Annotated in this window: 8 protein-coding genes; 2 read left to right on the forward strand and 6 right to left on the reverse strand. The window is 42.7% G+C overall.

What is annotated here, in order from left to right:
* Positions 1-2: 2 nt before the first annotated feature.
* The 4 genes from J0L60_10260 to J0L60_10275 all read right to left on the reverse strand — a co-directional run bounded on the left by J0L60_10260 (position 3) and on the right by J0L60_10275 (position 7,119).
* The gene (locus J0L60_10260) at positions 3-2,849 is read right to left on the reverse strand and encodes a PAS domain S-box protein (protein MBN8546499.1); all 2,847 of its coding nucleotides are present in this window, start codon (positions 2,847-2,849) and stop codon (positions 3-5) included.
* A 10-nt stretch (positions 2,850-2,859) separates the two neighbouring features.
* Entirely contained in the window at positions 2,860-3,282 is a 423-nt protein-coding gene (locus J0L60_10265) for a hypothetical protein (protein ID MBN8546500.1), read from the reverse strand.
* Positions 3,283-4,150: 868 nt separating this feature from the next.
* Positions 4,151-5,677 carry a NapC/NirT family cytochrome c gene (locus J0L60_10270; protein MBN8546501.1) on the reverse strand — a complete coding sequence of 509 codons (1,527 nt, stop codon included), beginning with the start codon at positions 5,675-5,677 and terminating at the stop codon, positions 4,151-4,153.
* Between the two features lie 17 nt (positions 5,678-5,694).
* Positions 5,695-7,119, reverse strand: coding sequence for a cytochrome c3 family protein (locus J0L60_10275; GenBank protein MBN8546502.1), 1,425 nt, complete (start codon positions 7,117-7,119; stop codon positions 5,695-5,697).
* Positions 7,120-7,453: 334 nt separating this feature from the next.
* Here J0L60_10275 and J0L60_10280 point away from each other — a divergent pair, with 334 nt between their 5' ends.
* Positions 7,454-8,548, forward strand: a complete 1,095-nt coding sequence (locus J0L60_10280; GenBank protein MBN8546503.1) for a guanosine monophosphate reductase — start codon at positions 7,454-7,456, stop codon at positions 8,546-8,548.
* Positions 8,549-8,893: 345 nt separating this feature from the next.
* Entirely contained in the window at positions 8,894-11,554 is a 2,661-nt protein-coding gene (locus J0L60_10285) for a cytochrome c3 family protein (GenBank protein ID MBN8546504.1), read from the forward strand.
* An 83-nt stretch (positions 11,555-11,637) separates the two neighbouring features.
* Here the strand turns inward: J0L60_10285 and J0L60_10290 are convergent, their stop codons facing one another.
* Both J0L60_10290 and J0L60_10295 read right to left on the reverse strand, forming a co-directional pair.
* The gene (locus J0L60_10290; GenBank protein ID MBN8546505.1) at positions 11,638-12,453 is read right to left on the reverse strand and encodes a T9SS type A sorting domain-containing protein; all 816 of its coding nucleotides are present in this window, start codon (positions 12,451-12,453) and stop codon (positions 11,638-11,640) included.
* 1 nt (position 12,454) lies between these two features.
* Positions 12,455-13,516 (reverse strand): T9SS type A sorting domain-containing protein, encoded by a 1,062-nt coding sequence (locus J0L60_10295; protein MBN8546506.1) that lies wholly within the window; start codon positions 13,514-13,516, stop codon positions 12,455-12,457.
* Positions 13,517-13,524: the final 8 nt, after the last annotated feature.

Here is a 13,524-nt window from a genome sequence, read left to right on the forward strand (position 1 = left end):
TCTCAACCCGTCTCCTCTGCAACCAGCAGTTCCTGAATGAATGCCGAGAACTTAACCATATCCAGGGGCTTCGTATAGAAAAAGTCAAATCCTTCATCAATAATCCTCATTTTATCACCATTCAGCGCGTACCCGGTTACCGCGATAAACGGGATACTTTCATAGCCGGGCAGACTTCTAATCCTCTTCATTGTATCGATCCCGTCGAGACCCTCTCCCAGATTAATATCCATAATTACTACTGAATATTTTTTCTCTGCTGCCATCCTGAGAGCAGCTTCTCCGCTCCTTACAGTATCAACCGTACAAATCCTCCTAAGGTAGAGAGCTATCACATCAGAATTTATCTTACTGTCTTCAACAAGGAGTATCTCGTTCATATTCGATTTTTGAATTTGCCTGTTAAATTGCCGTATCAGTTCCTTGTCACCGGAATCCTCATTCGGCACGCCATCAGGTTGCAGAACAATAGTGAGCGAAGTCCTTTTACCAGGTACGCTCTCAATCTTTATGGTACCACCAAGCTTCTTAAGAATCTCTTTTGTTATTCTCAATCCAAATCCACCGGTCGGCATCGTTTTGGAAATGTCGGGAGTGAAAGACCCCGCCTCCCTGAAAATTGAATCTATAATCTCTTTTTTGATACCCGGTCCGGTATCTGTCACCCTTATCAGAAGTTCATCCGACTCACCGGGTGTTCTCATCACTTCCACTCTTATCGAGCCTTCTGTTGTAAACCTGACGGCATTGTCGAGAAGATTGCCCGTGGCTTTTGCTATTAATCCGGCATCTGTGACTATTTTTATCCCCTCCTGCACATAGGTATCAAACCGGAGCCCTTTGTCCTCTGCCATCTCTTTGTAATAGGCAAATATTTCCTGAAGTGCCGCTCCGATATCCGTAAGCCTCAAATCCACCCGCCATGAATCCTTCTCCATATCGAGAATATTGGCAACCGAGTCAAGTTTCTTGATCACCCTGTCGGCAGAGTGCTTAATCGACTTCAACAATTTTCGCTGATTGTAGTCGGTAACTTCAGTTATCAGTATATCAAGGAATCCTGTTATCCCGTTCAAGGGATCCCTGATTTCCAGCCCAAGATTTTCGAGAATCGCCACTTTCTCCCTGTGGAGCAGATCAAAGTGATCCCTTTGCTTCCTGATGTCACTTTCAAGCTTTTTACGCGAAGTCACATCCTGCTTAAATGCAACAAGTTTATCAATAGCTCCGCTTCTGTCTTTTATTGCAGAAATGGAAGCAGAATCCCAATAGTGGCTGCCGTCTTTCTTTTTGTTGATTATGTCACCCTGCCAAATCTCACCCGAAAGAACAACTTTCCACAGATTTTCATAGAACTGTGGTGGTAGAACACCCGATTTAAGTATCGAAGGTTTCTGTCCCAGCATCTCCTCCGGCAAGTAACCTGTAATATCGGCAATTCGCTTATTGATATATTTGATGATGCCTGAAGGGTCGGTTACGACAATTCCGACAGGTGCCTGTTCAATAATTTCACGGAAGAAATCTGATTTAGTAAGTTCTTCATAATGCCAGGTCAAATCATGTGCCACACCGGTAATCATTGCAGGATTACCCGCTTTGTCAAAATTCACTTCAACTACCGACCTGATATATCTGATCTTCTTTGTTTCAGGATCAATTATTCTGTAATCAACCGAGTAGCCTTTGAAATCATTTATCAATGAAGTGGCGGCTTTTTCAACTTTTTCCCTGTCTTCAACCGCAATCAACTCGTTCATCTTCGTTTGAAGGAATTTCAGTTCCTCGGGGTCGTCACGCATAACCCGCCTAATTCCGAAAAGATCGAAAATGTCATCACTGATCCATACTTTCCCCTGATTAAGATCAATTTCCCAGTTTCCCGAAAGAGTCAGTTTATTTAACCGTGACATTCTTTCATAATTAACCCTGTCTTCAATGAATTCCTTCTGCACTTCCCCGGGATAACGAAGAAGCAAAATCCACCCGATGTGACTTTCATCCTCCGCCTTCACTGGCGAAATAACGCCTGTGATTGAACTTTCACGAACACCGAACTTTAACCGTGCAGTATTACCGAGACGGAAGTTCAAACCCGATGCTCTAACCTGTTCAAGAATTGATTTAAGATTCTGTCCTGTGTCAAGATCATCTATTTGTACAATATCAGTAATCTTTTTGTTCACAAACTGATCATAGGAGAGATCGAGAGTCACTTCGGCACTGTAGTTAAGATAGGTCACCACTCCGCTTTTATCTACCATAATCAACGGATCACCAACCGCAGCTATCGCAGAGCCAAGGTCTTTGTTGGATTTGGTCAGGCTGTCGATTTCGGAGTATCGTAGTGAAAAATCCCTCTGACTTGCGAAACACCCAAGAAGGAGCCCGTTGTTATCGTAAATGTTTACAAACTCGGTCTCAATCCAGATCTGCATCCCGGGGGAAATCTCCTCCGAAGTTTCGAGGTGCAGCCAGCCGGTCTTCAAAAGTTTTCTCCAGGCAGACTTCCCGCTCTTTACATCATAATAGAAATATCTCTCGGGCGAAACACCCATAAGATTTCCGTGGAAACCGGGATTTAATTCCGTTGCCCGTTTGTTGAAAATGGTGATCTGTTGAGTTTTGAAGATATGTTCGAAGAGCTGGGGATCCTCATTTTCGGGGTCCCATTCGACAGGTTGATTCAGCATCATGGCAAAAAAGCCGTCGGGTGATGCTTCAAAAAGAAGTCTTAAGATATAATTGGTGTAGGGCTCGGTGTGAACCGAACTTACTTTTGGCAGTATTCCGTCAGAATTTTTGGCAGGGTTTATCACTGTTGCCCTTCTTGACCTTGCTTCGTCCATAAAACTCCCTCTATTCCTTAATGTAAACTGAGGTGAAACCAATCCCCTGCGATTCAGGGTTATGTGACCAGCTTTTGTCATTTCCGGTACTGATAAAGTAAATTCCCGGTTTTAATTTAATATCAGGTTCCACTTCCCAAAGTGCAGATGCTACATTATTCCGCCCCTGCTTTCCCTCAGCCTGCCACTTCCCGATCACTTTTCCCGGTCTGTCGGTCAGAATTATCTCACCCGCTGGGGCTCCCTTTCCGTCATTCCAATGGTAAGTTCTGATTTTTGCTATCTCAATCTCTGAATACACTTCAAACTGAAAAGGCATCGCTGCCCCCTGAGTTACAGGAGAATTATTCTCATTCGAATAAGCCTTTTTCACATTCGAGGAACAGCCTGCAAGCAAAAGAGGCAAAAGGAAAACAAACACTTTATATTTCATTAATGGCATACCGCTAAAATTCATACAATCCGAAAAGATAATTTACTTCATTTAACTGAAATAATTAAATTATTTTTAGACCGGTGCGGAATAGATCACAAAATTCATACAGGTATTAGGGATTAGGTATCAGGTATTATTTTTTTGATTGGAGATGGAGACTACCTCACCGATGCCAAGGGGATGCGTTTGGCACAGTCCCTTTCCTGAACCACCCCCCTTGCCCCCCATTCTTCTAAAGATGGGGGAAAATAAATTGTGAATTGTCGCTGGTTCTACGAACATTTAACCCCACTACGGGGGTAATCAAGGTATAACCATTTTAATCTACGAACATTCAACCCCACTACGGGGGTAATCAAGGTATAGTCGTCTTAATCTACGAACATATAACCCCACTACGGGGGTAATCAAGGTATAGTCGTCTTAATCTACAAACATTCAACCCCACTGCGGGGGTAATCAAGGTATAATTGTCTTAATCTACAAACATTCAACCCCACTACGGGGGTAATGAAGGAATAATCGTCTTAATCTACAAACATTCAAACCCACTGCGGGGGTAATTAAGGAATAATCGTTTTAATCTACTACGAATATTCAACCCCGCTACGGGGGTGAGATCGTTTCCATCCTTTTTCATCTTGATTATCGTGTTCAAAAAAGATGTCGTCACGAGGTATCACCGGTCGGGTGGACAATCGAGACGATTGTCGCTCCTTTTCCGAAATCGAAGTTTTTCGTATGTCCGTGAAATCCGTGGGACTATTCCCTATCCGTGGGCATTCGTTGAATCCGTCTCATCCGTGTGCCATTTCATATCCATCGCAAAAGGGGCAGCTCATAGTTCATAGATCATAGTTAATAGCTAATTAAGGCTCAGTTTCTTCTCCAGGGTTTTGTTACCCACACCATGGCAAGCGCTGCACTTCTGGGTTTTGAAGGAGACTTCAATACCACCGGGATGGGTGAATTCGAGTCCGGTCATTGATATTTGCGATCCCTTTTGCGGGGTGGTTTGAGCAAGAAGGACATGACAACTGTTGCAGTCGTTTGTTAGAACTTTCCCGTCGTCGGTGACATGTTTTCCGTCGTGGCAGCGGAAGCATCCATCGTAGTTCATGTGCCCGAGGTTGTTCGGATAATGTCTCCAGCTCACCCTCATTTCGGGGAAATAATTGCGGGAATAGATTTTTTGCACTTCTTTAATCGCTGTGGCTATTTGTTTTCCGTTTTTCTTTGCGATATCAGGATAGTTGTTTTTATAGAAGTTCGTTATTGTGGACGCAATTTTTGACTGTGCCTCGTCCTTTGTCTGGTAGGTGGCATCAAGTGCCTGAGTGGTTACACTTTTGATGTATGGAAGTGTAGAGTCAATCACACCTCGGGACATCGAGATATTGATAATGCGGCTTGGCTCGTTATAGATGTGTGCCGGTCTGTTGTGGCAGTCGATACAATCCATTTTCCTTATTTCTTCACTTCCTTCCGTTGCTTTTTTGGACTTACCTCTCACCTTGTAAATCGTTTCCTTGCCCGTTTCTTTGTTTACGGCTTTTACCCAGTCAATTGTCTGACGGGTATGATCTGTAGCCGTGTAGTAAATGTCATTGGCTATGTTCATGTGCCAGTGGATACCGTTTCTGTTGCCAAGTTCGGTGTTTCCCCCACCCACTCTCATAAGGAGTGTAAGCGAAGATTTTGTGTTTTTTTCGTCTGACAGATAGTAGTCGAGATCAACTTTCTTTTCGCTGAAGAAGTGTTTGGGCCAGTGGCACTGTTCACATGTTTCCTGAGCTGGACGCAGATTCTCGATCGGTGTCGGAATCGGTCGCGAGTATTTGTTGAAAGTAACCGAATAAAGCTGATATGAACCCGATATTTTGGCTCTTACAAACCAGCCGGCTCCCTCGCCTATATGACACTTTACGCAACCCACTTTGGAGTGTGGCGAATTTTTGTATGCGGTATATTCCGGTTCCATTACTGTGTGACAGACTGTACCGCAAAATTCATCAGAGTCGGTGTATTCATACGCCTTAAAACTTCCAAAAGCAGAGAATAGAAGAAGGAAAATGGTACCAACCGAGAAGAATATGGTGGCAGCAAGGTGCTTCGGATCATTAAGATCAATTTTCGGGAATTTCCTCGCTTTGAAATCGATTTGTTTTGACCTTTTGTGTTCTCTGTACCATCCGTAAGCGATGATAATCAGTCCCGTTATAAGAAAAACAGGCAAAATCACGAAAGCGATGATGCCCATGTAGGGCTTGTGAACTTCGCTGAATGACTCAATAATCATGAGGAAGATTATCAATCCAAAGCTTATCCCTGCGAGAACTGCCCCGCCGATTGAGATTGGATTGTAAACGGAAGTTGGAAATATCTTTTTCATCTTGGCTCTTTCAAAATTTATTTATCGTTCCGTGAAGTATCTGATTTCTTTTTTCTGCGAATGTAGAGGAAACCGATGATCAATCCGATTCCAACTACAATAAAAGCAACAAGAAGAAATGTACTGCCTCCGGTGGAAGTGGATGGCTCCTCTTTTTTCTCAACCGGTTTCACAGGTTTATCCGCAACTTTGTGAATTGTACCCGAGACAAAATCAGTTTCTGCTCCAGGATGACACTTACCGCAGGTAGCCTGCAGATTTTTCTTGTTTACGGCAGAACCTGCATCCTTTGAATTGATGATCTTGTGTGGTCCGTGACAACTTGCACAGTTCGATACGGTCACCTTGTTGTCTTTTACTTCGATACCGTGATAGTTATTCTTCGAAACTTTGGTTTTGTTGTTCGAGAGGGCATAATCAGGCGAAATTTCGACAGGTTGATGGCAACCTGCACAGATTTTCTCAGTCTTCACTTCGGCGGTTTCATGTTCATTGTGACATGAGGAACAAACGGGAGCATCCTTCACTTTTTTAGTAAAAGCATCATAATGGATGCTTGCTGAATAATCAGCCTTAATATCTTTGTGGCAGCCTCCACAGGTATTTGGTATGTTACCGGCATACACATTTGATGCCTGATCTTCTTTGTTCTTTATTTTATGACTGCCATGACAATCGACACAGGAAGCAGCTTCCCCGTTACCGCCTTTTATCAGGCGTGAGTGGGTGCTTGAATCAGCGTTTGAGATAAACTTTTTATTGAAAGCAAATCTTGAAGTGACGGCAGTTATATTGTTATGACATGAGAGGCACAGGTTCTGCTGAGCAGATTTGAGTCTTACTTTATCTGTACCGTAGCTTCCCGTCGTTATCTGTTCTTTGTGGCAGGTAATACATCCCGGCTTTTCATTGGCACCATTTCCATAGCCGTGGGCGCTGTAATAGAAATCCCCGTTTTGAACAGTATGGCACTTGGCGCAAACTGCTATCGAATTGGTTCTTCCGATATTTTTGAAAGGTTTTGCATCATGGGTCCCGTGACACAATCTGCAGCTTACATCTTTTCCTTCCGCCAGTGGTTTTGCATAAAACATCTGAGGGTGGAAGAGGTGTCTTATTTTTGCATCCTTGTGGCAGGTCATACAATCGATAGGCTGGATGTTCTCCTTGTGAGGCATTTCCTCTGGATTAAATCCCGCGTGACACGAAACGCATTCAAGCTTTTTATGAGGTGAGGCAGCTAAAATCTTCTCATCAACGAACAGTGATCTCTGTTTCCCGTTTCGCTCCATCGTCAGTGTGTTGTCTGAATGACAGGCAAGACAGTCATCATTTGATGAAGTGGAAAACTTTCCTTTGTTGTCGGCAATCAGATTGATCTGAAAAAAGAGTATGATCAGGAAAAACGATGCAGACAAGTAAAGATGTTTGAAGTTTGTCATAGTTGATCTTTAGTTTTATTTAAGAAAACGATTCGATTGTTATCTGCTTTATGAAATATGAAACAACTTGTTCCGCAATAATTATGCCAAATTAAATCGCCTAAAATTAGATTGTTTTGGCACCTGCGGTTGAATGACATCTCACTTTTAAGAAAAAAGAAGACTTTAAATTCTTATTTGAAAGAATGACCGGTTTTTCCTTCACTTTCTAAGAGATTAAATAATGGGAATTTTGGGTAAAGAGGAATTTTATCTTTTGCAGAAAAGATATTTTATGTATAAATTACGCTCTGAAATCAACAATATCATTAAACGCTTTTCCGGAGCAAACAGAATGCACAAAACCTATCTAACATTTGATGACATAAGCATTATCCCGAGAGTAAAATCGACAATCAACAGCAGAAGTGAGGTGGATCTGAGTGTCTCTCCGGTGGCCGGTACACTCTTGGATGCCCCGATTGTTGCCTCCCCTATGGATACTGTTTGTAACGGAAACATGGCCGCGAAAATGAATCAGTTTGGCCTTGTCGGGCTTATCCACCGGTTTCAACCCGTCGAGAGTCAGAAAATCGAGCTAAAAAACGCTATCGATTTGGTTATCGACTCGGAACTGAACAGCCGTGACCATATAAATCTGGGGGTTGCAACCGGTGTCTCAGGTGACTATCAGGAACGACTGAGAGAGCTTGACTCAATCATGAGAAACTACCGGTTGAAAGAGAGAAAAGCAAAATTTTCGTTCTGGGTCTGCTTTGATACCGCGAACGGATTCTCCTCTCTCATGGAAAATGCCGTAAAATGGTACAATTCCGCATATTCAGGCTATATAACCGTCGCCGGCAATGTCGCAAGCAAGGAGGGATACCTCTTTCTCAGTGATCTTGGAATCAATGTTGTTCGAGTGGGAATTGGTGGCGGATCAGCCTGCAGTACTTCGATTGCAACAGGAATTGGCGGAGGTCTCATCTCGATTCTCGAAGAAATAAGGGGTGTGAAACAGGAACACTGCCTCGTTATGGCTGACGGTGGTATCAGGTATTCAGGTGATGTGGTGAAGTCACTCGCTCTCGGTGCAGACCTCTGCATGCTTGGTCGACTTTTCGCAGGATTTGATGAGTCACCCGGAGCAATCATTAAGGCAATTGACGGTAAAAAATACAAACTCTTCAGAGGGCTGGCATCAAAATCCGCTTCTGAAATTCTGGGACAGCAGAAAAAAGCTGTGGAAGGAATCGAGACGCTCGTGGAATATAAAGGAAGTATCGACGAGTTTGTTCAAGAATTTTTATACGGCATCAGATCCGGCTTAAGTTACTGTGACTGCCGCAGTATTGGCGAGTTCAGAAATTATGTGGATACTACCGAAGATGTCATTGTGGTTAATTCCCAGAATGCATTTATTGAGAGAGTCCCGAAACTGGTTTAATCCAATAATGCAGTAATCCAATAATGCAGTAATACTGCCGGTTAAATGGAAATTGTGGACTTTTTTGTTTTTTCATTTGTGAGAAAAAAAGTGTTGAAAATCTAAATAATGAGATTTTTTTACTGTTGAATTATTATACAGTATCTGATGATACCGGCTTATTTTGGATAAAAGATTACCTCGTACCCGTATTATATATTTATACCGGCTTTTAATCGACATTTTTGCACCCCCCTTTCTTTTAAGTTCTCTTCGGTTATTTTTTTTGATCAATTGGAAGACGATGGCACAATTTTTGCTTATTTAATGCAAATTCAATTAATGCACTTTAATTCCGTTTGAACCATGAAAAAAATATCTCTTTTACTCCTAATAGTTTTCATATCCACAGTTCATATTTATGCACAAAAATCGAATGATGACTGCCTTGCCTGTCACAGCGATGAATCGTTGAGCACAACCCGAAACGGGAAGCCGGTATCCCTCTTTGTCGAGGGAGGAAGATACCAGGCATCGGTTCACGGTTCAATGGAATGTATGGATTGCCACACAGGTTTTAACGGTGAGGAACTGCCTCACAGAGCAGGCAACAACATCTACAAAGTTGACTGCAGTGGTTGCCACGATGTAAAGGCATTTAAAAGCAGTATCCATGGGGTAAAGAATGTGGAATGCTGGTCGTGCCACACAAAACACGCCATACTTCCCGCTTCCAACATGACTAACGGAAGAGTTGAACTTTGTATGACTTGCCACACCTCGGGTGGTGTAAAACAGTTTACTACCGGCGGACACTTTAAAGCTTACAAAGCCGGAAACAAAGTAAACTGCGTTACCTGTCATGGTAACAGTTCCCACGAAATTAAAAAGACTGCATTCAATAAATTTACCGAAACTCAACTTTGCAACAAGTGTCACGCAGTTCATAAAACACAATTTTCTGTTGAGCTGCATGCACAGGCAAACCAGGCAGCATTTCCCCGCTGCACAAGCTGCCACGGCGAACACCTTGCTGCAGTGAACAGATTTTCACGGAACTCACAGGAATGCATGAATTGTCATATGAATGCATCCATCTTCCACCCGAAAAACAACGAAAAGCTTGTTGATTTTATCAAGACCTATCAGACGAGCGTCCATGCACACCTCCAGGCTAATGGTGTTGAAGCTGCATCATGTGGCGATTGCCATGGAAACCACACTGCCGAAGGACTTGATGCTACAAAAAACAGAGTTAAAAGAGAAAATATTAACGCTATGTGCGGCAGATGCCATCAGGATGCCATGAAAGAATTCAATGCATCTGCGCATGGTCTTGCTGCTCAGAAATACAAGGATGTTGCTCCAGTTTGCACTGACTGTCACGGTGAACACCAGATTTCAAGCGTAAAAAGTCCCGAGTTTGCGAAGATCAAAATCAAAGAAATGTGCATGAACTGTCATGTGAAGAATGAAAAAGTTCTGAAACTGACAAAAACAACCAAAAACGATATTCAGCATTACGAAAATTCTGCACACTGGAAAGCTCTTAAAGCCGGAAATGAAAAAGCTGCTGTGTGTTCTGATTGTCACACGGGACATGCAATGCTTCCGGCAAAGGATCCAAATTCCTCAATTAACAAACATAACATTGCAGCTACATGTGGCAAGTCCGGCTGCCATGTAAAACAAAAAATTGATTACAACGCCAGCGTCCATTTCAAATCACTCAAATCAGGTAAGGACGATTCCCCGGGTTGCGCTGACTGTCATGGTAATCATCAGATTGAGAATACTGACCGATTTCTGAATGAAGGTTTGAAAAGCCAGTTTATCGCTAAACTATGTTCTGATTGCCACGCAAGCGTTCAACTGGCAGAAAAATACAGCTTTTCACAGATTAATGCTGACAGTTACTACAAAAGTTATCACGGTCTCGCTGTAAGAGGCGGATCGAAAACCGCAGCCAACTGTGCAAGCTGCCATCACTATCATGATATCAGACCAAGCTCCGATCCCCTTTCATCGATTAACCGGGCAAACCTTTCGAAAACATGCGGTAAATGTCACCCCAACGCGAAGATCGATGATGAGTTCGCCAAAGTACATGTTACCAACACGGAAGAAGAATCTATACTTCTTTGGATCGTAAAGTCAAGCTATATCCTGATTATTTTCGGAACCATCGGAATAATGTTCATACACAATATTCTTGATCTCTTCCGTAAACTGCAGGAAAAGAAGAAACACAAACACCAAATCAAGAAGCTCAAAGAAGAAGGCAAATATTATGTAAGGATGACCAAAAACGAGAGAATTCAGCACTTCTTCCTTCTGACATCTTTCATTGGTCTCGTAATTTCAGGCTTCGGCCTCGTTTATCCCGATGCTTTCTGGGTAAGAGCAATCAGATATGTCCTCGGTGAATATGCATTTGAAATCAGAGGTCTGTCACACAGAATCCTCGGCATAGTCATGATAATTGTCTCTTTCTATCATGTATGGTATCTTTTCTTCCACGAAAATGGTAAAAAACTGTTGAGAGATTTCCTCCCTGCATGGCATGACTGGGATGATGTGAAAGTAAACTTTAAATATCTCACTTTCAGAAGTGAAGAAAAACCTGCTTTCAGAAGATTCAGCTATATGGAAAAAGCTGAATACTGGGCCCTCATTTGGGGTACCGTAGTAATGTCGCTTACGGGTTTGCTCCTTATGTTCAACGACTTCTTCCTCGCGAAAGCACCAAAGATCTGGTTCGATGTTTCGACTTTGATCCATTACTATGAAGCATGGCTCGCCACACTCTCTATCATTGTATGGCATTTTTACTATGTTATCTTCAGCCCGGAAGTGTATCCGCTGAACACTGCGTTCATTACAGGCAAGATGAGTGAAGAGCTTATGGAAGCTGAGCATCCTCTGGAACTTGCAAGACTAAAGGCGCTCGAAGAAGAAGAGAAGAAAGCAGCGAAGGAGGAATCAGGAGATGACGGAGAAAACAAAACCGTCCCTGAGGAGAACTAAAAAAACAAGTTTGTATTGTTGATGAAGAATGATTGAGTTAGATGTTAAAGGCTGTCAGAAATGGCAGCCTTTTTTATTTTAAACTATTTAAGCAATACCATTTTACCGGATAATACACTTCCGGCTGCCGAGATTTTATAAAAATAAATTCCGCTTGGAAGATTTGTACCGTCAAAATCAATGCTTTGCTTGCCCGAATCACGCTGAAGATTTTTTATTGCTCCAACGATTTCACCCGAAGAATTGTAAACAGTGAGCGAAACCTCCGCTGCAAACGGCAATTGAAATGAGATTTTGGTGGATGGATTAAATGGATTTGGATAGTTACCATCGAGTTTGAAGGAAGATATGCCTCCATTTTCCTCAACACTGGTTACATTTCTGCTGATATTCACAACAAATTTGGGACCAAATGCCCACAAGTCATACTCGTTGGGGATGAAATCATGGTTTGTACTCAACCCGACCGAATAAATTGTATCCTGAGTTTTATTGACGGGAGCAGTGTAGTAAAAATCCCACCAGATTGATTGAGCACCGGAGGGAAACGCCTTCGGGTACATTTGAGTAAGTTCATTGTCAAGCAAGCGGGATGATGAATCAGCAGCACCGAGTGTTCCAAAACGGGATGCAACATTATATCCCCCACCGAGAGCCGGTCCACCGGAGACATATACTCTGTAAAGTGCAGTCTCACCGGGTCGAAGTGAGTGTGGACCCTCGACCCTGGTAAAAACTGTTGAATCCTGAGGGATGGTGTGACAGACACATCCAAGCCCGTTAAGCTCGGTACATGAAATTACATCAGTATCTGTTGATCCATGTTTCGGCGGGTCAGTAATCGTAAAACCGATAAACAGTACCGAGATAAGAATTACAGAAATCTGAAAATACTTCATATTACTTCGAAAGCACCATTTTTCTTGTAAGAGAAGCACCATCTGTCTGCAATTTGTAGAAATATAATCCACTCGGTAGATTATCAGCTTTGAAACTGACTGAATGCTCACCTGCCGGCATTACTCCATTTACCAAAGTTGCAACTTTCTCACCAAGAGAATTGTATACATTCAATAAAACACTCCCAGCTGACGGCATTCTGAAACTGATCACCGTTGAAGGATTGAATGGGTTGGGATAATTCTGGCTAAGCGAATATCCGTTAATAGCCTCAACTTCAACCTCAATTACATTTGAATATTCGAACTCACCTGAAAAGTCAATTTGCTTCAGTCGGTACTGAATTTTTCCCTGAACAAGATTGAAATCGGTAAAAGAATAGCTGTTCGGCAGGGTTGTCGTACCGTTCCCCTTCACTTCACCAATCACTTCCCATTTGCCGGTCAAGTTTTTCTGAATCTCGAAACCACGGTTGTTTAATTCCGTAGCGGTTGTCCAGGACAGTTCCACACCGTTGTTTTTCCGGGTAGCAGAAAATGATGTCAGTTCAACAGGTACGACCTGTGAAATCTGAATCGGGAAATTCGGAGAGAAATTCCAGTTATCGAGATCGGTTGGAGATCCGTCACCATTCACACTGTTACCCGCTGCATAAATTGTGTCTGTACCCGGAGAAGCAGGGGCAGTATATTGAAAAGTCCAATATACCGAGTCAGCACTTCCAAATACCTTGGGTGCATTATGTGTGAGTTCAGTCATGATTTTTTGTGCACCGGGATCAGTTGTTGAAAGGACACCAAATCGGGCAGCGACATTAAATCCGCCTTTAACTGCCGGCCCACCCTTAAGTGAGACAGTATAATTGTTTGTACTACCCGGAGTAACCTGATTTGGTCCCCAGATTCTGACAAAAACCGTTTGAGTGGAAACGGGATTATGACAAACGCAACCTTCACCATTTAATCGTGTAATTCCAACAATTCCTGTACTGTATTGAATTCCACCATAAACTATTGCGCAAACAAGGAAGAAAACTGAGAAGTAGTAGATAGATTTTTTCATATCCGTCT

The sequence above is a fragment of the Ignavibacteria bacterium genome, assembly GCA_017302895.1.
Classification (GTDB): domain Bacteria; phylum Bacteroidota; class Ignavibacteria; order Ignavibacteriales; family Ignavibacteriaceae; genus UTCHB3.

Excerpts from the sequence above, each read along its gene's own strand:
- J0L60_10260 (MBN8546499.1), bottom strand. The coding sequence starts at position 2,849 with ATGGACGAAGCAAGGTCAAGAAGGGCAACAGTGATAAACCCTGCCAAA.
- J0L60_10265 (MBN8546500.1), bottom strand. The coding sequence starts at position 3,282 with ATGAAATATAAAGTGTTTGTTTTCCTTTTGCCTCTTTTGCTTGCAGGC.
- J0L60_10270 (MBN8546501.1), bottom strand. The coding sequence starts at position 5,677 with ATGAAAAAGATATTTCCAACTTCCGTTTACAATCCAATCTCAATCGGC.
- J0L60_10275 (MBN8546502.1), bottom strand. The coding sequence starts at position 7,119 with ATGACAAACTTCAAACATCTTTACTTGTCTGCATCGTTTTTCCTGATC.
- J0L60_10280 (MBN8546503.1), top strand. The coding sequence starts at position 7,454 with ATGCACAAAACCTATCTAACATTTGATGACATAAGCATTATCCCGAGA.
- J0L60_10285 (MBN8546504.1), top strand. The coding sequence starts at position 8,894 with ATGAAAAAAATATCTCTTTTACTCCTAATAGTTTTCATATCCACAGTT.
- J0L60_10290 (MBN8546505.1), bottom strand. The coding sequence starts at position 12,453 with ATGAAGTATTTTCAGATTTCTGTAATTCTTATCTCGGTACTGTTTATC.
- J0L60_10295 (MBN8546506.1), bottom strand. The coding sequence starts at position 13,516 with ATGAAAAAATCTATCTACTACTTCTCAGTTTTCTTCCTTGTTTGCGCA.